A 22,695-nucleotide genomic window follows, 5' to 3' on the forward strand; every position below is an offset into this window, starting at 1 on the left:
ACCTCGCCGCGCTGGGTGCGGAGGTCGAGGTGGTGGCGTGTGACGCCGCCGATCGCGCCGCCTTGGACCACGTGCTGGCGGCCGTCCCGGCGGACCACCCGTTGACAGGGGTCGTCCATGCGGCCGGTGTGTTGTCGGACGGCCTGCTGGCCACGATGACACCGGAGCGAATCGCCGAGGTCCTGCGTCCGAAGGTCGACGCGGCATGGAATCTGCACGAGGCGACGAAGGACCTGGATCTGTCGATGTTCGTGCTGTATTCGTCGATCGCGGGCGTGATCGGCAACCCGGGCCAGGCGAACTATGCCGCCGCCAATGTCTTCCTCGACGCGCTGGCGCAGTATCGGCACGTCCACGGGCTGCCCGCGACGTCGATGGCGTGGGGACTGTGGGCGGAGAGCACCGGGATGACCGGTACCCTCGGCGCCGCCGATATCGCCCGGTTGCGCCGGGACGGTTTCCCGCCGCTGGACATCGACGACGGTGTGGCGCTGTTCGACGCGGCCGTCGCGAGTGGCCGTGCTGATGTGGCCGCGGTCCGGATCGACCGTTCGGCGCTCGCCGCTGACGGTCGCTCGATCATGCGCGGGTTGGTGCGGCCGGCTCGTCGTCGCGTGACCGCCGCGGCGGTGAGCGAATCGTCGACGTTGGCGGCGCTGGTGGCGGGTCGCACGCCGGCCGAGCAGGAACGTGTCGTGCTCGACGTGATCCGGACGCAGGCCGCGGCAGTACTGGGCCACGACGATGTGGGGTCGATCGCACCGGATATCCCTTTCAAGGACATCGGTTTCGATTCGCTCAGCGTCATGGAGTTCCGCAATCAGTTGGTCCGGGCGACCGGTCTGCAGTTGCCCGCGACGCTGGTATTCGACTATCCGACCGCGGAGGATCTGGCCGGCTTCGTGTACCGGCAGATCGCTCCGGCGCAGGATTCCGCGGAACGGATCGCGGCCGAGATCGATGCGCTGACGCGCAGCTGCGCCGCCGCCGAGCTGTCGCCCGAGGACCGCTCGGACGTGGCACGCAGGTTGACCGCCCTCCTGCGCCAACTCGAAGACGGCGCCGCCGTCGACAGCGGCCCCGACCTCGCCGTCGACCGTCTCGACACCGCGGACGACCGCGAGCTTTTCGACTTCATCGACAACCTCGGCTGAGCCGACGTTCTTTAGGAGCTCCCCACCGATGGCCGACAACGACGAGCTACGGCACTATCTCAAGAAGACCGCGAAAGAGCTGTACGAGACCAAACAACAACTCCGCGAGCTCACCGACCGGTCGACCGAGCCCATTGCCATCGTCGGCATGTCCTGCCGGTATCCCGGCGGTGTGCGCTCGCCCGAGGACCTGTGGCGCCTGACCGCCGACGGTGTGGACGCCGTCGGCGGCTTTCCCACCGACCGCGGATGGGATCTGCGGCGGCTGTACGACCCGGATCCGGATGTGCCTGGCACGGTGTACACCCGCGAAGGCGGATATCTCGATGCCGCCGGCGACTTCGATGCGGCCTTCTTCGGAATCAGCCCCCGTGAGGCCGCGGCGATGGATCCGCAGCAGCGCCTGATGCTCGAAGTGTCCTGGGAGGCCCTCGAGCACGCCGGCATCGATCCGATGACGTTGCGCGGCAGCGGAACCGGCGTCTTCGCCGGAGTCATCCACCAGAACTACGGTCCGCGCATCGGCACCTCGACCACCACCGGTGAAACGGAAGGACACGCCTACTTCGGCGTCGCGAACAGCGTGCTGTCCGGTCGCATCGCCTACACCCTGGGCTTCAAGGGCCCGGCGATTTCGGTCGACACCGCCTGCTCGTCGTCGCTGGTGGCCATTCACCTCGCATGCCAGGCGTTGCGCAACGGGGATGCCACCCTGGCGCTGGCCGGCGGCGTCACGGTGATGTCCGACCCATCCCTGCTGATCTCGTTCGCGCGCCAGCGGGGGCTTTCCCCCGATGCCCGCTGCAAGGCGTTCGCGGCGGCCGCCGACGGCACCGGCTTTTCGGAAGGCGTCGGCATGCTGGTGCTGGAGCGGCTGTCCGAGGCTCGCCGGCTCGGCCACACCGTGCTGGCGGTGGTGCGCGGGAGCGCGGTGAATCAGGACGGCGCGAGCAACGGTCTGACCGCTCCGAACGGTCTTTCCCAGGAACGAGTCGTCGCGCAGGCGTTGGCGAACGCGGGTCTGGGTGCCTCGGATGTCGACGTGGTGGAGGCACACGGCACCGGGACGAAACTGGGCGATCCGATCGAGGCGACGGCGCTGATCGGCGTCTACGGGAAGGGCCGCGAACACGGACCGCTGCGGCTGGGCTCGCTGAAGTCGAATATCGGGCACACGCAGGCCGCCGCGGGGGTGGCCGGCGTGATCAAGATGGTGCAGGCGATGCGGCACGAGATGTTGCCGCGGACATTGCACGTGGACGCGCCGTCGCCGCATGTGGATTGGTCGGCGGGAACGGTGCGACTGCTGCGCGGCAGCGAACCGTGGCCGGCGGGGGAGCGGGTGCGCCGGGCGGGGGTCTCGTCGTTCGGGGCCAGTGGTACCAACGCCCATTTGATCGTGGAGGAAGCGCCCGCCGAGCCGGTCACGGTCCCGGCGAGTGCGGAGGTGCCGGGTCCGGATCCCCTCGCGTCCGATGTGGTCCCGCTGGTGATTTCGGCCAAGTCCCGCGAGGCGCTGCGGGCGCAGGCGGATCGCTTGCGGCAGTGGCTGCTCGGCGATCTCGATGCCGATCCGTGGGACGTCGCCCATTCGCTGACAACGTCGCGGGCGCTGTTGGACCATCGCGGTGTGGTCCTCGGACGCGGCCGCAGCGAACTCCTCGCAGGCCTGGCCGATCTGGCGACGGACGCGCCGAACACGATCGAGTCGAAAGCGATCGCGGGGCAGACCGCCTTCCTGTTCACCGGGCAGGGCGCCCAGCGGGCCGGGATGGGCGCCGGTTTGTACCGGGCGTTTCCGGTGTTCGCGGCGGCGCTGGACGAGGTGTGCGCGGAGTTCGACCCGCTGCTTCGCCGTTCGCTGAAGGAGGTGATGTTCGCCGATCCGGATGCGGTGCTGGATCGAACGGAGTTCACGCAGCCCGCGCTGTTCGCGTTCGAAGTGGCGTTGTTCCGGTTGGTCGAATCCTTCGGTGTGACACCGGATGTGGTGATCGGGCATTCGATCGGAGAGTTGGCGGCCGCATACGTGGCCGGGGTGTGGTCGCTGCCGGACGCGTGCGCGTTGGTGGCGGCGCGCGGCCGGTTGATGGGTGCGCTCCCCGCGGGTGGCGCGATGCTCGCCGTGGCGGTCGAGGAGGCGCGGGCGGTCGAGATCGCCGCCGATGTCGATGGCGCGGTGGAGGTCGCGGCAGTGAACGGTCCGTCCTCGACGGTCCTTTCCGGAGATGCCGACGCCATCGCGGAGATCGAGCGGCGCCTCGACGGTCACGGTGTCGAGACCCATCGGTTGCGGGTCACGCAGGCCTTTCATTCGGCGCGGATGGATCCGATGCTGGCCGAGTTCCGGTCGGTGGCCGAGAGGATCACGTACCGCCCGCCGAGCCTGCCGGTGGTGTCGAACGAGTCGGGCGATTTCGCCGGGGACGCGGTGACGCAACCGGAGTACTGGGTGCGCCAGGTACGCGGCTGTGTGCGGTTCGCGCCGGGGGTCGCGACGCTGGTGGCGACGGGAGTGCGCCGTTTCGTCGAGGTCGGCCCGAATGCGGTGCTGGCGGCGATGACTCGCGAATGTCTGGCCGAGAACCCGGAGGTCGAGTCGGCCGCTTCGGTGGTGGCGGCGGCGCGGCGCTCGGTCGACGAGGTGGTGCGATTCGCCACGGCGTTGGCGGAGCTTCAGGTGGCGGGTGCGCCGGTGAATTGGGCCCCGTGGTTCCGGGGCCGGAACGTGCGGCGAGTTCCATTGCCCACCTACGCGTTTCAGCACCGGCGGTACTGGCTGCAGCCCGCCGACGAGGTATCGCCGGCGTCGGATCATCCGATTCTGACCGGCGTGGTCGGACTGGCGGGAAGCGACGAGTGGCTGTTCACCGGCCGGCTGTCGTTGCGCACTCACCCGTGGATCGCCGACCACACGACCTACGGTGTCGTGGTCGTGCCGAGCGCGGCGTTGATCGAGTTCCTGCTCGTCGCCGGCGGCCGGATCGGATGCGGGGTGGTCGACGACCTCACCCTGCAGGCGCCGATTCTGCCGACCGCGGACGACGAGATCGAGCTGCAGGTCCTGGTGCAAGCGCCCGATGGGTCCGGGCGTCGTCGGTTCGAGTTCTATTTCCGGACCTCCGCGAACGACGAATGGGTACACAACGCGACCGGCGCGCTGGCGGCGCATCGTGACGGTGACTCGGAGTTGTCGGCACGGTTGCGGGCGGAGCAGTGGCCGCCGGCCGACGCGGAACGGGTCGATACCGGGGGCCTGGCCGAGCGGATCTACCAGGATGCCGGGCTCGAATACGGTCCGGCGTTCATCGGGGTGCGCGCCGCATGGCAACGCGGCGACGCGGTCTTCTCCGAGGTTGTCCTCGATACCGCTGCCGCACCGGAGGCCGGCCGCCACGATCTGCATCCGGCCCTGCTGGATCTGGTGCTCCATGCGGGCTTTTCCCGATTGATGTGGCGGGACGCGGATTTCCCACCCGATACGGGCAGGTTGTTGTTCCGGTGGGGCGGCGCGCGATTCCACCGGCAGGCGGGTGAACGGCGGGCCGGGGTGACCTCGCTGCGGGTCGTCGCGATCGCGAGCGGAACCGAGACCATCTCCGTCGCGGCGGTCGATATGAACGGCGACCCGATCGTGTCGGTCGACGCGGTGGTGATGCGCCCGTACGACCTCGGCGAGTTCCGGCGAACGCTGGTGCGCGACGACGCCGGCCTCTACGAGGTGCGGTGGGAATCCGCGCCGGTGAGCCCGGCCGCACCGCCGGCCTCGTCGATGGCGGTGCTCGCGAGCACGCCGCTGCCGGGGATCGGCACCTCTTACGGTTCCGTCGCCGATGTCGTTGCGGCCGAACGGGTTCCGGATGTGGTGGTGTGGCGCGCCGCAGCGCGGTCCACTGCCGACGCCACCGATGTCGCGGCGGCGGTGCGGGCGGAGGTGCAGGGCACGCTGGCCTTGCTGAAGTCCTGGCTCTCGCAGCGATCTCTCTCCGGCGCCCGGCTGGTGGTGGTGACGGCGGGCGGTGCCGGATTGCCCGATGCGCGACCGGATCCGGCTGCCGCCGCGGTGTCGGGACTGGTGCGGAGTGCGCAGTCGGAGAATCCGGGGCGGTTCGTTCTGCTCGACACCGACCCCGCCACGCCGTTGGACGGTGATCTGATCGCGGCGGTGGTGCGATCGGGTGAACCGCAGGTCGCCGTGCGCGGCCGGCAGATGCTGGTGCCTCGGTTGACGCGCGCCTCCGCGGCGGACGAGACCGGTGTCGGGGCGTCGCCGTGGGATGCGACGGTGGTGATCACCGGTGGCACCGGTGGGCTGGGCGCCCTGTTCGCCCGCCATCTGGTCGCCGAGCACGGCGTGCGCAGGCTGGTGCTGACCTCGCGCCGCGGACCCGCGGCCCCCGGTGCCGACGCCCTGGCCGCCGACCTGACACGGGCCGGAGCCGACGTCCGGGTGATCGCCTGCGACATCGCGGATCGCGAGGCGGTGCGAGAGCTGGTCGAATCCCTCGATCCCGCCGCCGGTCCGATCGCGATCGTGCATGCCGCCGGGGTGCTCGACGACGGCACCGTCGAGTCGTCGACCCGCGAGCAGGTGGATCGGGTGCTGGCGCCGAAGGTCGACGGGGCATGGCATCTGCACGACCTGTCCCGCGATCGCGACGTGTCGGCGTTCGTGCTGTTCTCCTCCGTCGCCGGAGTGCTCGGATCGCCCGGGCAGGGCAGTTACGCGGCGGCGAACGGATTCCTGGATGCCCTCGCCCAATGGCGGCGGGCAGCGGGGATGGCCGCGACCTCGGTTGCGTGGGGGCCGTGGAATCAGGGCAGCGGCATGACCGGCGAGTTGGACGATGCGGCGCTGCGACGCTGGGCGCGCCTGGGATTGGGGCAACTCGCCGACGCCGACGGTCTGCGGCTGTTCGATGCGGCCCTCGCGCACGAGCGACCGGTACCCCTGCGGTTCGACGCGACCGTCCTGCGACGCGCATCCGACGCCGGCGTGGTTCCCGCCGTGCTGCGTGGCTTCCTGCCCCGCTCGGCGCGACCCGCACGCACCGAATCGGCCGCGGCGTTGTCGCTGGGCGCGAGGTTGGCCGGGGTGCCGGAGGCGCAACGCCGTGATGTCGTGCTGGAGGTGGTGCGCGAGCAGGTCGCCACCGTACTGGGGCACGACTCGGGCAGCGATATCGGGCCCGGCCAGCCCTTCGACGAGATCGGTTTCGATTCGCTCGCCGCGGTGGAGTTCCGCAACCGCCTGGCCGAGGCCACCGGCGTGCAGTTGGTATCGACCCTCGTGTTCGACCACCCGACCCCGGCGGCAGTGGCGAAACTCGTGCACTCCCGCATCGCGCCGGTCGCGGTCGACGGGCCCGCCGTCGAGCCCGTGCGCCGGGTGCGGACCGACGAACCGATCGCGATCGTGGGGATGGCGTGCCGCTTCCCGGGTGGTGTGGAATCACCGGACGAGTTGTGGGACCTCCTCGCCGCCGGAACCGACGCGACCGGCGAGTTCCCGTCGGATCGCGGCTGGGAGCTCGAGCGACTGTTCGACCCGGACCCGGACAAACCCGGTACCGTCTACACCACCCGCGGTGGATTCCTCTACGACGCAGCCGATTTCGATCCGGGCTTTTTCGGAATCAGCCCCCGGGAAGCCGTCGCGATGGATCCGCAGCAGCGATTGCTGTTGGAAGTGTCGTGGGAAGCGTTGGAGCAGGCGGGTATCGACCCGGCGTCGCTGCGCGGCAGCGATACCGGAGTGTTCACCGGCGCCGGCGCCTCGGGCTATGTCGACCGCGTCGACGGCGAACTCGAGGGCTATCGGCTCACCGGTAACACCAGCAGCGTGATATCCGGGCGGGTGGCCTATGTCCTCGGGCTGGAGGGGCCGGCGGTGACCGTGGACACCGCATGCTCGTCGTCGCTGGTGTCTCTGCATCTGGCCTGCCAAGCGCTGCGCCAGGGTGACAGCTCGCTGGTCCTGGCCGGCGGTGTCACCGTCGCGGCCAGCCCCTATCTGTACGTGGATTTCGCGCGGCAGCGCGGTCTTTCGCCCGACGGCCGGTGTAAAGCCTTCTCCGCGGAAGCCGACGGCGTCGCCTTCGCCGAAGGTGTCGGTGTGCTGGTGCTCGAGCGGCTCTCCGACGCCCGGCGCCGGGGGCACGACGTGCTCGCTCTCGTGCGCGGGACGGCGGTGAACCAGGACGGTGCGAGCAACGGTCTGACCGCGCCGAACGGTCCGTCACAAGAACGAGTGATCGCGCAGGCACTCGCGAATGCCGGGCTCGCACCTGCCGACGTGGACGCGGTGGAGGCGCACGGGACCGGCACGCCGCTCGGTGATCCGATCGAGGCCAATGCGTTGATCGCCGCGTACGGGCAGGACCGTGGGGACCGGGAGCCGTTGCGGATCGGCTCGATCAAATCGAATATCGGGCATACCGTCGCCGCGGCCGGTGTCGGTGGCGTGATCAAGATGGTGCAGGCGCTGCGACATGAAACGCTGCCCCGGACCCTGTACGCGGATGCGCCGTCCCCGCATGTGGATTGGTCCGCGGGCGCGGTGCGGCTGTTGACGCGGCCCGAACCGTGGCCCGCGGGGGAGAAGGCGCGCCGGGCCGGTGTGTCCTCGTTCGGTGTCAGCGGCACCAACGCGCACGCGATCCTCGAGGAGGCGCCCGCCTCCCCGCCGGTCGTCTCGGCGCCGGCCGCCGACGGCCCTCGACCGGCGATGCCGTGGCTGGTGTCGGCCAAGAACGAGACCGCCCTGCGGGCGCAGGCGGCGAAGCTGCGGAACTGGCTGCTCGGCCACCCGGAGGTCGATCCGGCGGATGTGGGGCATTCCCTGGCGACCGCACGCACGCAGCACGAGTGCCGGGCGGTGCTGCTCGGTGGTGATCGCGAGCAGATGTCGGCGCGCCTCGCGGCGCTGGCGGCCGGATCGCCCTCGGCCGCAGTGGTTTCCGGCACGGTGTGCACGGGCAAGACGGCCTTCCTGTTCACCGGCCAGGGTGCGCAACGCGTCGGAATGGGAGCGGGGCTGGCAGCGGCGTTCCCGGTATTCTCCCGAGCGCTGGACGAGGTGTGCGCCCGGTTCGATCCCCTGGTGGGATGTTCGTTGCGACAGGCGATGTTCACCGGGCGCGGAAGCGAGACGGCCGCCGCGGAGACCGGGATGCTGGATCGGACCCGGTTGACCCAGCCCGCCCTGTTCGCCTTCGAGGTGGCGATGTGCCGGCTGCTGGAGTCGTTCGGTCTGAGCCCCGACCTGGTGATCGGGCATTCGATCGGCGAACTGGCCGCGGCCTATGTGGCCGGTGTGTGGTCGCTGGACGATGCCTGCGCGCTGGTCGCGGCCCGCGGGCGGTTGATGGCGGAGCTGCCGGAGGGCGGCGCGATGCTCGCTATCGCCGCATCGGAAGCCGAAGTCGCCTCGGCGACAGTCGAATTCGGGGATCGGGTGGCGATCGCGGCGGTGAACGCGCCGGCGGCCGTGGTGGTCTCGGGTGACGAGGACGCCGTCGGCGAGGTCGAGCGGGGGTTCACCGAGCAGGGCCGCCGGACGAGCCGACTGCGGGTCTCGCACGCGTTCCATTCCGCCCGGATGGAACCGATGCTGGCCGAGTTCGAGAAGGCGGCGGCCGGCGTGTCCTGCGGCGTCCCACGCATTCCACTGGTGTCGAACGTCTCGGGCCGGATCGCCGGCGAGGACATCTCGACTCCGGGGTACTGGGTGTCGCAGGTGCGTGCCGCGGTGCGTTTCGCGCCGGGTGTCGAGACTCTGGTGGCGGCGGGCGTGCGCCGCTTCCTCGAAGTCGGGCCCGACGCGGTGTTGGCGGCGATGACGCGGCAGACCCTTCCCGCGGAGATCGAGGCGCGCTCCGCGGTCGCCGCGGCGGCCCGCCGCGAGCACGACGAGGTCGAGCAGTTCCTGACACTGCTCGGCCGAGCGCATATCGCCGGACTGCCCGTCGACTGGACTCGGCTGTTCGCCGACCGCCGCAACACCCGGGTGGCTCTGCCCACCTACGCCTTCGAACATCGCCGGTACTGGCTCGATCCCGCCGCCGGGGGCTCCCGGAATACTTCGGAGCATCCGCTGCTCACCGACGTGGTGCGCGTGGGCGATCGCGACGAGTGGCTGTTCACCGGGCGGCTGTCGCTACGCACCCAGCCATGGATCGCCGACCACACCAGCTACGGAGTGGTGCTCGTCCCGAGCGCCGCGCTCATGGAGCTGCTGTTGGTCGCCGGTCGGCGGATCGGATGTGGCGCGGTGGACGAGCTCACCCTCGAGGCGCCGATTCTCCCGCCGGCGCAGGGCGATGTCGAGCTTCAGGTGCTGGTGCGGGAACCGGATCCGGCGGGCCGGCGACCGTTCACCTTCCATTACCGGCTACCCGGCCGGGACCTCGAATGGGCGCGTAATGCCAGTGGTGTGCTGAGCGGCGAGCAACCGGCCGGCCTCGGACTCGCCGAAATCCTGCGAACCGAGGCGTGGCCACCGGCCGACGCCGACCCGGTCGATCCCGGATGGATTCCGGCCCAGGTCGCCCGCGTCGCCGGTCTGGAGTACGGGCCCTCGTTCATCGGCATCGACGCCGCATGGCGGCGGGGTGACACGATCTTCTCCGAGGTCACCTTGAACCGAGAAGTCCCGTCCGATCGGTTCCAGTTGCATCCGGCGCTGTTCGATATGGCCCTGCATGCCGGACTCGTCTGTTTGATCTGGTCCGACGACCCCGGTGACCGTACCGAGGGCAAGCTCCTGTTCCGCTGGGGTGCAACGCAATTCCATACCACCGCGCGGGTGACCACGCTGCGGGTGATGGCCGTCCGGCGCGGCACCGAGACGACCAGCGTCGTGGCCGTCGATCAGGACGGAAAGCCGGTGTTCTCCGTCGACGAGGTGGTGATGCGTTCCTACGACGCCGAGCAGTTGCGCGCCACGCTGCCCGGTGCAGGTGCGAGCCGGTACGGGTTGCGCTGGGCGGTGGTCGAGCCCGGCGAGCCTCTTGCGACCGGGCGTACCGCCCTGCTCGGCACCGCGCGGGTGCCCGGAATCGAGGAGCGGTACCCGGATCTCGCCGCGCTCGCATCGGCACCGGCCGTCCCGGATGTCGTTTTGTGGCCCGAATTCGCAGGGGCACACGGTGTTTCGCCGTCGTCGGCAAACGACCGCGTGAAAACGGCCCTGCGCACGGTGCACGACTGGCTGGCGGACGCTCGCTTCGCGCGGTCGCGGCTGGTGGTGATGACCGACCGTGCGGCGGCGCTGCCCGGCGAAGCTCCGGATACCGGATCGGCGGCGATCTGGGGACTGATCCGCAGCGCCCAGACCGAATACCCGGATCGGTTCGTACTGCTCGACGCCTCCGCAGAAGGCACGGACCACATCTCGGCCGAACGGATCGCCGCCGCGATCGGCGAACCGCAGGTGGCGCTGCGCGCCGGCCGCCTCTTGGCGCCGCGCCTTGAGCCGGTGACATCCGTTGCGGCCGAGCCGGTTTCGTTCGGCTCCGGAACCGTCTTGATCACCGGCGGCACCGGTGGGCTGGGTGCGCTGCTGGCACGGCATCTGGTCACCGCGCACGACGTGCGACAACTGCTGCTGGTATCGCGCCGCGGCGAACGCGCCACCGGCGCACCGGAACTCGCCGAGGAACTGGCACGCCTCGGTGCCGATGTGCGGATCGTCGCCTGCGACGTCACCGACCGCGATGCGCTGCGGGAGGTGTTGGCCGGCATTCCCGCGCAGCACCCGCTCACCGGGATCGTGCACGCGGCGGGCGTCCTCGACGACGGCACCGTCCACACGCTCACCGGTGCACAGGTGGATCGGGTCTTCGCGCCCAAGGCGGCCGCCGCCGAGTACCTGCACGAACTCACCCAGGCGATGAATCTCGAGGCGTTCGTGATGTTCTCCTCGATCTCCGGAATCATCGGATCGGCGGGGCAGGCGAATTACGCCGCCGCGAATGCCTTCCTGGATGCTCTCGCCGCGCGACGGCGCGCGGAAGGGCTTCCGGCAGTCGCACTCGCGTGGGGTCCGTGGGAGCCGGATATCGGCATGACGGGTGGTCTGGATCGCGCCGCTCTCGGCCGATTGCAGCGTCTGGGTCTGGCGCCGCTGGACCGCGCCGAGGGCCTGCGGTTGTTCGACCAGGCGCTGGCCGCGGGCGAATCGTTCTCGGCCCTGGTGCATCTGGATACCGAGAAGTTGCGGCTGGAGGCATACCACGGCCTGGTACCGCCGGCATTGCGCGGATTCGTTCGCGTCCGCGGCCGTTCGGCCACTGCGGTCGCCGCCGAACCGGCACTGGGGGAGCGACTCCATGACGTAGCCGAGACCAAGCGCCCCGGCGTCGTCCTGGACCTGGTGCGCGAACAGGTGGCGGCGGTGCTGGGCTACGACTCGCTCGACGCCGTCGGGCCGGATCGCGGGTTCGACGAGCTCGGCTTCGACTCCCTCGGCGGTGTCGAGTTCCGGAACCGGCTGTCGAAGACGACCGGACTGTCGCTGCCCTCGACCTTGGTGTTCGACTACCCGACCGCGCGAGAGGTCGCCGATTATGTGCTGGCACAGATCGCGACCGTCGCGCCCACCCCGGCGACGCCCGCGGCGTCGGACGATATCGCCCGGCTCGAGGCACTGCTCGAGCGGATCATCGCCGCCGGCGTCGGCAACGACGAGATCCTCGCCGGATTGCGGGGAGTCGACGAGCGCCTGCGCACCTTCCTCGGTGCCGAGTCGGCCGTTCACGAGTACGACGATCTCGAACTTTCCTCCGACAGTGAGCTCTTGGATTTGATCGACAAGGAGTTCGGCCCGGCATGAGCAACCCCGAGACCAGCAACGAGGAACGGCTCAGCCGGTATCTGCGGAAGGTCACCGCGGACCTGCGCGCCGCCAAGAAGCATATTCAGCACCTGGAAGACCGGGCCGCCGAACCGATCGCGATCGTCGGGATGAGTTGCCGGTATCCGGGTGGTGCCGACACTCCGGCGCGGTTGTGGGAGTTGGTCGCCGCCGGCACCGATGCCGTCGGTCCGTTCCCGGCCGATCGTGGCTGGGACCTCGAGCGCCTGTTCGACCCCGACCCTGGTACACCGGGAACCGTCTACACCCGGGAAGGCGGATTTCTCGATGCCGCCGGCGATTTCGATGCGGGGTTCTTCGGAATAGGCCCGCGCGAGGCCGCCGCCATGGATCCGCAGCAGCGGTTGTTCCTGGAAGCGGCCTGGGAGGCGCTGGAGGACGCCGGGATCGATCCGATCTCGCTGCGCGGCGGCGACACCGGGGTGTACGCGGGCGTGATCCATCAGGACTACGGGCCCCGCGTCGGTTCGCCGGGCCTGACCGCGGAGTCGGAAGGCCATGCCTACCCGGGGGTTTCGTCCGCGGTCCTGTCCGGGCGGGTCGCCTTCACCTTCGGATTCAAGGGCCCCGCGCTCTCGGTGGATACCGCGTGTTCCTCGTCGCTGGTCGCGCTGCACCTCGCCTGCCAGGCGCTGCGTCAGGGCGACACCTCGCTCGCCCTGGTCGGCGGAGTCACCGTGATGTCGGACCCCACCCTGCTGATCGCCTTCGGCCGGCAGCGTGCGCTGTCCCCGGATGGACGTTGCCGGGCATTCGCGGCGGGAGCGAACGGGACCGGATTCTCCGAAGGGCTCGGCATGCTCGTCGTGGAGCGCTTGTCGGATGCGCGTCGCAACGGTCATCAGGTTCTCGCGCTCATCCGAGGCAGCGCGGTCAACCAGGACGGCGCGAGTAACGGCCTGACCGCGCCGAACGGCCCGTCGCAGGAAAAGGTGATCACCGATGCGCTCGCCAACGCCGGTCTGACACCCGCCGACATCGATGTGGTCGAAGCGCACGGCACCGGCACGACGCTCGGCGACCCGATCGAGGCGCAGGCGTTGATCGCCACCTACGGCCGCGAGCGCGTCGCGGGTCCGCTCCGGCTCGGTTCGCTGAAGTCGAATATCGGGCACACCTCCGCCGCGGCCGGGGTCGGCGGGGTGATCAAGATGGTGCAGGCGCTACGGCACGCCATGCTGCCCGCGACTTTGCACGTCGACGCCCCGTCCCCGCATGTGGACTGGTCGGGAGGCGGGGTGCGGCTTCTCACCACGGCGGAGCCGTGGCCGGTGGGCGAGCGGGTGCGTCGCGCGGCGGTGTCCTCATTCGGTGCCAGCGGTACCAACGCGCATCTGATTCTGGAGGAGGCTCCGGTTCCGGAGGCGGCATCCACCGACCCGGTGGACGACGGCGCCGATCGTGCGCGGGCGGTGGGATCCGTAGTCCCGCCGTGGCTGATCTCGGCGAAGACCGAGGCGGGCCTGCGGGCGCAGGCGGCCGCGCTGCTGAATTGGGTGACCGAGCAGCCGGACCTGGCAGTCGACGACATCGGCTGGTCGCTGGTGACGACTCGTGCTCAGCTGGAGGTCCGGGGTTCGGTCGTGGCCGGCGACCGCGAGACGATGCTCGCCGGACTGGCAGCACTCGCCGAACACGGTTCGGCCACCACGGCCGGCGGCGTGGCGACGGGGCAGGCGGTCACCCGGAAGGCAGCCTTCCTGTGTACCGGTCAGGGTGCGCAGCGGGTCGGGATGGGGCGGGAACTGTACGCGGCGTTCCCGGTATTCGCTGCCGCGTTGGACGAGGTCTGCGCGCAGTTGGATCCGCTGCTGGGCGGCTCGCTCGCCGAACTGATGTTCACCGGACGGTGGTCCGGCGGCGGTCTCGACGATGCCGACGGCGATGTGCTGGATCGGACCGAATTCACCCAACCCGCACTGTTCGCGTACGAGGTCGCGCTGGGCCGGCTGCTGATCTCCTCCGGCATGACACCCGATGTGCTGATCGGACATTCGATCGGCGAACTGGCGGCCGCCTGTCTCGCCGGCGTGTGGTCGCTGCCCGACGCCTGCCGATTGGTGGCGGCCCGCGGGCGGCTGATGGGGCGGTTGCCACAGGGCGGCGCCATGCTCGCTGTCGCGGCGAGCGAATCCGAGGTGTCGCAGGCGCTGGAGGCGGTTACCGGCGATATGGGCCGGGTTTCCATCGCCGCGGTGAATTCCCCTGTCTCCGTAGTGGTATCCGGTGACGACGATGCCGTCTCGGTACTCGGGCAGTGGTTCGCCGACCGTGGGCGCAAGACATCGCGGCTGGCGGTATCCCACGCGTTCCATTCGCACCGCATGGAACCCATGCTGGCCGAATTCGAGGCCGTCGCACGGGATCTGACCTATCACCGTCCACAGATTCCGCTGGTGTCGACCGTGTCGGGCCGGACCGGCGACGACATGCTGGAACCCCGATACTGGGTCGAACAGGTGCGCGCGGCCGTGCGGTTCGCTCCGGGCGTGGACGCCCTGGTGGCAGCGGGTGTCCGCCGGTTCCTGGAAGTCGGCCCGGATGCCGTCCTGACGGCGATGGTCCGGGAATGCCTGCCGGAGGATATCGAATCGCAGTCGTCGGTCGTCGCGAGCGCACGCCGGGGGCGCCCGGAGGGCGAGCAGCTCGTCGACTGCCTTGCCCATGCGCACGTGGTGGGCTTCGATGTCGATTGGCCGGCATTCTTCACCGGACGATCGGTCTCGCGAGTCCCGTTGCCCACCTACGCTTTTCAGCGTCGCCGGTACTGGCTGGCGTCCGGCTCCCACACCGCCGACGTGGAAGCGGCCGGCCTCGGTGCGGTCGACCATGCGCTACTGGGCGCGGTGATCTCGGTCCCCGAATCCGATGGTCTGCTGTTGACGGGCCGGTTGTCGGTGGCGACCCAGCCGTGGCTGGCCGACCACACGATCGCGGGTGTGGTGGTGTTCCCCGCCACCGGCTTCGTCGAGCTCGCGCTGCATTCCGGGATGCGGATCGGCTGTTCGGCGCTGACGGAACTTGTGCTGCGGGTGCCGCTGGCGTTGCCGGAGACCGGCGGCGTCGCCGTCCGGGTCGTAGTCGGCGGCCGGGACGAGGTGGCCCGCCGGACCGTGCGGATATTCTCCTGCCCCGACGGTGATGTGGAGGCGAACCCGTCCTGGACATTGCATGCCGAGGGTGTTCTCGCCGAGGGCGAGGCCGCCGACTTCGACCTGATGTCGTGGCCGCCGGTGGGCGCCGCCGCTGTCGACGTCGACGGTATGTACGACGAATTGCTCGATGCCGGATACGGGTACGGCCCGGCGTTCCAGGGGGTGCGCGCGGCCTGGCGGCGCGGGGACGAGTTGTTCGCTGAGGTCGCGCTACCCGACTCGGCCGGAGCCGAGGGTTTCGGAATTCATCCGGCGCTGTTCGATGCGGCGCTGCAGGCCGGGATGGTTCGCGGCGCGGGTGCGGCGTCCCCGGCGTTGCCGTCCAGGTGGGCCGGGGTGACCCGGTATTCGGCGGGGGCCGCGGCGCTGCGGGTGCGGATCGTCGTCGACGGCGACGAGTTCGGGCTGCGGATCGCCGATGATCGCGGGCGACCGGTGTTGTCGGCGGCTGCTGTGGTTCCTCGGCCGCTGTCGGCCCAGGACTTGGGTGCGCACCTGGTCGAGCGGAATCTGTTCGATGTGGAGTGGGTCGCTGCCGCGCAGTCCTCGGCGGCGGCCGTTGTGCCCGAACGTCTCGCGGTGGTCGGTCCGGCAGCGGGCCATCCCGACCTCGCGGCATTGATCGAGACTCTGGCCGCGTCCGAGGATCCGGTTGTTCCCGAGATCGTCCTGTTCGAGTGCCCCGAGGTCGAGGGTGCGCCGCCGGAGGCGGCACGGCGTGTCGTCGCCGGTGTTCTCGACACGCTCCAACGCTGGTTGAGAGATTCTCGCTTCGAACGGTCCCGTCTGGTTGTGGTGACCCGATTCGCCGTGGCCGTCGATGTTTCCGACCCGGTGAGCCTGAGCCACGCCGCGGTGTGGGGTTTGGTGCGTGCCGCACAGGCGGAACACCCGGACCGATTCCAGGTGCTCGACCTGGACCGGGCAGATCCGGAGCGGGACCCGGTCGCGGTGGCAGCGTTTTCCGCCGCGGTTGCGGGCGAGCCCGAGGTCGCGGTGCGCGGCGCGGATGTGCTGGTGCCGCGGTTGCGTCGCCATGAGTCCGGCACACCCGTTCGGCCCGCGGAGCGGGGCACGGTGCTGATCACCGGTGGGACCGGAGGTCTCGGTGCGTTGATCGCCCGGCACCTCGTCACGAATCATGGTGTGCGACAGCTGCTTCTGATCTCACGTCGCGGTACGGCCGCCCCCGGCGCGATGCTGTTGCGCGACGAACTGGCCCAACTCGGCGCACAGGTGACCATCGCCGCGTGTGATGTGTCCGATCGGGCCGCCCTGGCCGCGGTGATCGACGGCATTCCCGGCGAACATCCCCTCACCGGAGTGGTGCACGCGGCCGGGACAGTCGACAACGGTGTGATCGAATCGATGACCGAGGAGCGCATCGACTCGGTTTTCGCGCCCAAGGTCGATGCGGCGTGGCACCTCCACGAGCTCACGCGCGATCGTTCGCTGTCGCTGTTCGTATTTCTGTCCTCGGCGGGCGGGCTCGTATTGGCGGCCGGGCAAGCGAATTACGCGGCGGCGAACGTTTTCCTGGATGCGCTGGCGGCGCATCGGCGCCGTGCCGGATTGCCCGCGACGTCGGTGGATTTCGGTCTGTGGGCGCGGTCGAGCGGGCTCGGCGTCGACTTGTCCAAGGCCGATTTCGAACGAATGCGCCGACAGGGGTTCCCGCCTCTGACCGAGTCGCAGGGTTTGGCGCTGTTCGATTCGGCAGTGGCCGCCGATACGGCTCAGCTGGTGGCGTTGCGGATAGATCCGGCGATGCTGCGCGCCCGCGGTGCGCGGATACCGGCGCTGGTTCGCTCGCTCGTTGCCCTCACCCCACGCCGGCAGTCGACATCCGCAGCGGGACCGCAGTTCCTGCGGCTGTCGGCCGGTTCGTCGGACGCCGATCGTGCGGCAGCAGTGCTCGACCTGGTTCGATCGGTTGCTGCCGGTGTGCTCGGGCATCCCTCCGCGGATGCGGTCGAACCGCAGCGAGCGTTCCGGGAGTTGGGTTTCGATTCCCTCGGTGCGGTCGAGTTCCGGAACAGGCTCGACGCCGCGAGCGGCCTGAAACTACCGGCGACGCTTGTGTACGACTATCCGACTCCCGAAACCGTCGCGCAGTTCATCCGCTCGGAACTCGATGGCGTGGAAGCCGCCGATACCGTTGCGATGAAACGCATTCGGGCCGACGACGATCCGATTGCGATCGTCGCGATGAGTTGCCGATATCCCGGCGGGGTTGCCTCGCCGGAAGATCTGTGGCGCGTGATCGCCGCGGGTACCGATACCACCGGGGTGCTGCCGGCGGATCGAGGCTGGGACATCGACGCCCTCTATGACCCGGAACCGGGAAAGGCGGGTCGTACCTACACCCGGCACGGTGGATTCCTCTATACCGCAGCCGATTTCGACGCCGACTTCTTCGGCATCAGTCCCAACGAGGCCACCACGATGGATCCGCAGCAGCGGCTGCTGCTGGAGGCCTCGTGGGAGGCATTGGAACGGTCCGGCGTCGACGCGAATGCGCTGCGCGGCAGCGCGACCGGGGTCTTCACCGGAGTGTCGTTCCACGATTATCCCGCCAGTTCGAATACGGGATCTCTTGTGTCCGGGCGAGTTTCGTATGTGTTCGGCTTCGAGGGGCCGGCTGTCACGGTGGATACGGCGTGTTCGTCGTCGCTGGTGGCGATGCATCTGGCCGCGCAGTCGCTGCGATCGGGGGAATGCGATCTGGCGCTGGCCGGTGGTGTGACGGTGATGTCGACACCGGATGTCTTCGTGGAGTTCAGTCGTCAGCGTGGCCTTTCTCCCGACGGCCGGTGCAAGTCGTTCGCCGATGGAGCCGATGGTGTGGGCTGGTCCGAGGGTGTCGGTGTACTGGTGTTGGAACGGTTGTCGGATGCTCGTCGCAATGGTCACGAGGTTCTTGCGGTCCTCGCGGGTTCTGCGGTGAATCAGGATGGTGCGTCGAATGGTTTGACGGCGCCGAACGGTCCGTCGCAGCGGCGGGTGATCCGGCAGGCGTTGGCCAATGCCGGTCTGTCCCCGGCGGATGTGGATGCGGTCGAGGCGCACGGTACGGGTACGACGCTGGGCGATCCGATCGAAGCCCAGGCTCTCCTCGCCACATATGGGCAGGACCGTGCCGATCGTCCGTTGTGGTTGGGGTCGTTGAAGTCGAATATCGGTCATGCCCAGGCTGCTGCGGGTGTGGGTGGTGTGATCAAGATGGTCATGGCGATGCGTCATGGTGTGTTACCGAAGACGTTGCATGTCGATCGGCCGAGTACGAAAGTGGATTGGTCGCAGGGCACTATCGAGTTGCTGACCGAGTCGGTGGTGTGGCAGGAAGGGGATCGTCCGCGTCGTGCGGGTGTGTCCTCGTTCGGGATCAGCGGCACCAACGCGCACGTCATCCTCGAACAGGCCCCGGACCCCGGCCCGCGACCGGTGACCACGACGGCACCGGCCGGCGGCGTGCTGCCGTGGGTGGTGTCGGCACGCACGGGTGTTGCGCTCGCCGACCAGGCCCGGCGGCTGACATCCCATCTCGCCGACCATGAACACGATCCGGCCGACATCGGTTTCTCCCTGGCCACGAGGATGGCGTTCGACCACCGCGCGGTGGTGTTGTCGTCCGAGAGTGAGGGCCTGGAGGCCGGAATTCGAGCGCTGGGTCGCGGCGAGCCGGCGCCCGGTGTGGTGTCCGGTCGAGTGGTACCGGGCTCGACTGGAATGGTGTTCTCGGGACAGGGCGCGCAGTGGGCCGGTATGGCCGCGGAGCTGCATGCCGCGTTCCCGGTGTTCGCCGAGCACTTCGATCGTATCGTCCGCGAGCTGGAACCGGCTCTGGCCCAGACGGTTTCACTGCGGGACGCACTGGCGGACGATGAATTGGTCGATCGTACGGTGTTCGCGCAGGCGGGTCTGTTCGCGTTCGAGGTGGCGCTGTATCGGTTGCTGGAGTCGTGGGGATTCCGGGCGGATGTGGTGGCGGGTCATTCGATCGGTGAGGTGGCTGCGGCGCATATCGCGGGGGTGTTGTCGCTCGCGGACGCGTGTGTGCTGGTGGCGGCGCGCGGCCGTTCGATGCAGGCGTTGCCCGAGGGAGGGGCGATGGTCGCGGTGGGTGCGTCCGAAGCGGATGTGCTGCCAGTGCTGACCGGAGACGTCTCGATCGCGGCGGTGAACGGTCCGTCGTCGGTCGTGCTGTCCGGCGCCGAATCCGCCGTCACGGCCGTGGTCGAGGCGAGTGCCGGGCGTGGGTGGCGGACGAAGCGCCTGCGCGTCTCGCATGCCTTCCATTCGGCACTGATGGAACCCATGCTCGCCGAATTCGCCTCGGCGATCGCGGATCTGACGTTCGCACGCCCCACCGCCGCGCTGGTGTCGACCGTGACCGGTAGACAGGTCGTCGACGAGATGTGCGATCCGTCGTACTGGGTGGGACAGGTTCGCGACACGGTGCGATTCGCGGACGCGGTCACCGCGATGGCGGATATGGGGGTGTCCCGCTTCGCCGAGGTCGGGCCGGACGCCGTGCTGTATCCGATGGTCGATCAGACCCTGGACGGGCGAACCGCGCCGGCGGGCCACGCTCCCGTGGTGGCGTTGGGCCACCGGGGCCGGGCCGATGCCGCGAGCGTGACCGCCGGCGTGGCCGCGCTGTTCGTCGCCGGTGCCGAGGTGAACTGGGCCGGTCTCTACGCCGGTACCGGAAGTCGGCGAATCGACTTGCCCACCTACGCTTTTCAGCATCAGCGGTATTGGGCGAACGGTGCGCCCGCGGCCGCCGACGGCGGGGCTCGGGCACTGGGATTCGCCGATACCGGGCATTCGCTGATCTCGGCGATGGTGTCACATCCCGACTCCGGCGCCGTCACGCTCAGCGGTCGTCTCTCGGTACGGACCCATCCGTGGCTGGCCGATCACCAGGTGATGGACACGGTGCTGTTTCCCGGGACCGGGTTCGTCGAACTCGTGACGCACGCCGGGCAGCAGGCCGGCTGCCCGGTTCTCGACGAACTGGTGCTGCGGGCGCCCTTGGCGCTCCCGGAGACCGGTGGGGTCGCGATCCGTGTGGAGGTCGGTGAACCGGAGGACACCGGACACCGGGCCGTGCGGGTCTTCTCCTGCCCCGACGGTGCGGCCGATGCCGTCCCGTCCTGGACGCTGCATGCGGAAGGCGTTGTGGCCCAGGGCAACACGGCACCCGATTTCGACCTGGTGTCGTGGCCGCCGGCGGGCGCCACCGCGATCGACATCGACGGTGTATACGACGCACTCGATGCCCAGGGCTACCGGTACGGGCCGGTATTCCAGGCGTTGACCTCGGTCTGGCGCGGGCCCGGTGGCATCTACGCCGAGGTGGCGGTGCCCGAACACGTGCGCGCCGACGCGGCCGGATTCGGGCTGCATCCGGCCTTGCTCGATGCGGCCTTGCACGCCGTGCGTTCGGCATCGGATGCGGCCGCGTCGGATGCGCCCACGACGGAGATCGCCCTGCCGTTCGAATGGTCGGGCGTCACCGTATACGCGGGCGGCGCCGACTCGCTGCGGGTTCGGCTCACTCCGAAGGGCGAGCACGGCGTGGCTCTGGATCTCGCCGATTCGACGGGTATGCCCGTGGCGTCCGTGCGGCACCTCGCGTCTCGGCCGATCGATCCCGCACAACTCACCACCGGGGCGGCCGCCGGACGGAATGCGTTGTTCCAGGTCGGTTGGACACCGATATCGATCCCCGATGTCGAGGCGACGACGGTCCGATGGGCGGAGCTGGGTGACGAGATACCCGGCCTCGTGGTGTGGGACTGCCCGGCCGGTGACGATCCCGCCACTGTCCGTGCCGCGACTCACGAAGTGCTGCACACCCTTCAGGAGTGGACGACCACCTCCCGCTTCGCCGATTCGGTACTGGTGGTCCGAACCGACGGCGCGGTATCGGTTGCGGGCGAGGCGATCACGAATCTCGCGGGCGCCGCGGTCTGCGGTCTCGTTCGTTCCGCGCAGACCGAACATCCGGGCCGGGTCGTCCTGCTCGATACCGACTCCGGCGTGCCTGGCGGCGTGGCGGCCGCGGGCGAACCACAGATCGCCGTCCGCGCCGGACAGGCCTACGCCACCCGCCTGACCCGAGTCACACCCGCGGCGGCGCCGGCGCCGGAGGATTCCTTCACCGCCGACGACACCGTTCTGGTCACCGGTGCGAGTGGGTATCTCGGCGGGCTGTTCGCCCGCCACCTGGTCACCGCGCGCGGTGTGCGCCGACTGCTGCTGCTGAGTCGCCGGGGTGAATCCGCGCCCGGTGCAACGACATTGCGTACCGAGTTGGAACAACTCGGCGCGCGAGTCGATTTCGCCGCATGCGACGCGGCCGACCGCGCGGCACTGGCCGCGGCATTGTCCACGATCCCGGCCGGCCATCCGGTGACCGGCGTCTTCCATCTGGCCGGTGCGCTCGACGACGGTGCGATCGACTCGCTCACTCCAGACCGGCTGGACACGGTGTTGCGCCCGAAGGTCGATGCCGCCCTGCATCTGCACGACCTGACCCGGGACCTCCCGCTGAAGGCGTTCGTCCTGTTCGGTTCGGTGGCCGGTACCTTCGGGAATGCCGGACAGGGAAACTACGCGGCGGCCAACGCGTGCCTGGATGCGCTGGCCGCGCTTCGTCGGGCATCCGGCCGGCCCGCGCAATCCCTCGCCTGGGGTCTGTGGGAGGCCGAGGGCGGCATGGCCGCCGAACTCGATGCCGCCGCGCGGCAGCGGATAGCGCGCTCCGGTGTACTGCCATTGGGGGCGGAACAAGGCCTCGCCCTGTTGGATGCGGCCGCGCGCATCGATGCCGCGACCCTGGTCCTGGCTCGGCTGAACCTCGATGCCGTGCGCGGTGCGGAGCCGGTCTCACCCCTGTTCTCCGACCTGATCCCGCAGCGTCGCACCGCGGCGTCGGGGGCGGCCGCGGCGTTGCGCGCCCGCCTGGCCGACACCGCGGACCACGAGCGTCTCGCGGTGCTCGTGGAAATCGTGCGCGGCCGGGCCGCATCGATTCTGGGCCACGACCACGCGCATGCCGTGGACGCGGACAAGGCGTTCAACGAATTGGGTTTCGACTCGGTCACCGCGGTGGAGTTCCGCAATGTCCTGAAAACCGTCACGGGTCTGCCGCTGCCCGCGACCCTGGTATTCGACTATCCGACGCCACAGGCACTCGCCACCCATCTCGTCGAGATGCTGACCGAGAACGACTCCGGCGAGCCGGAAGCGCTGCCCGAGGACGAGATTCGCCAAGCCCTCCGGACGATCCCGCTTTCCCGGCTCCGGGCGGCAGGACTGCTGGACGCGCTGATGGAACTCGCGCGGGACGAGCGGACACCGCGCGGTGAAACAGACGGCACCGATCGCAGCGTCGCCGATGAATCCATCGACGAACTGGACATCGACGACCTGATCGACATGGCCTACAACGGCTCATCAGAGGACTGAGAATGACGAACCCCGATGACAAGACGCAGAA

3 protein-coding genes are annotated in these 22,695 nt (G+C 69.6%); all 3 read left to right on the forward strand.

The genetic code is table 11. The annotated features are described in order from the left end of the window. Window positions 1–1,154: type I polyketide synthase (locus tag NM2_RS42705; RefSeq protein ID WP_157121805.1), on the forward strand; the 1,154-nt coding region annotated here is incomplete at its 5' end. Window positions 1,155–1,182: 28 nt separating this feature from the next. Next, on the forward strand, window positions 1,183–11,988 hold the full coding sequence (locus NM2_RS42710; RefSeq protein ID WP_067682413.1) for a type I polyketide synthase: 10,806 nt from the start codon (window positions 1,183–1,185) through the stop codon (window positions 11,986–11,988). Next, entirely contained in the window at window positions 11,985–22,664 is a 10,680-nt protein-coding gene (locus NM2_RS42715; RefSeq protein ID WP_067682416.1) for a type I polyketide synthase, read from the forward strand. Before NM2_RS42710 ends, NM2_RS42715 begins: the two co-directional genes overlap by 4 nt. Window positions 22,665–22,695: the final 31 nt, after the last annotated feature.

It is taken from the genome of Nocardia miyunensis NBRC 108239 (assembly GCF_001613065.1).
GTDB lineage: Bacteria > Actinomycetota > Actinomycetes > Mycobacteriales > Mycobacteriaceae > Nocardia > Nocardia miyunensis.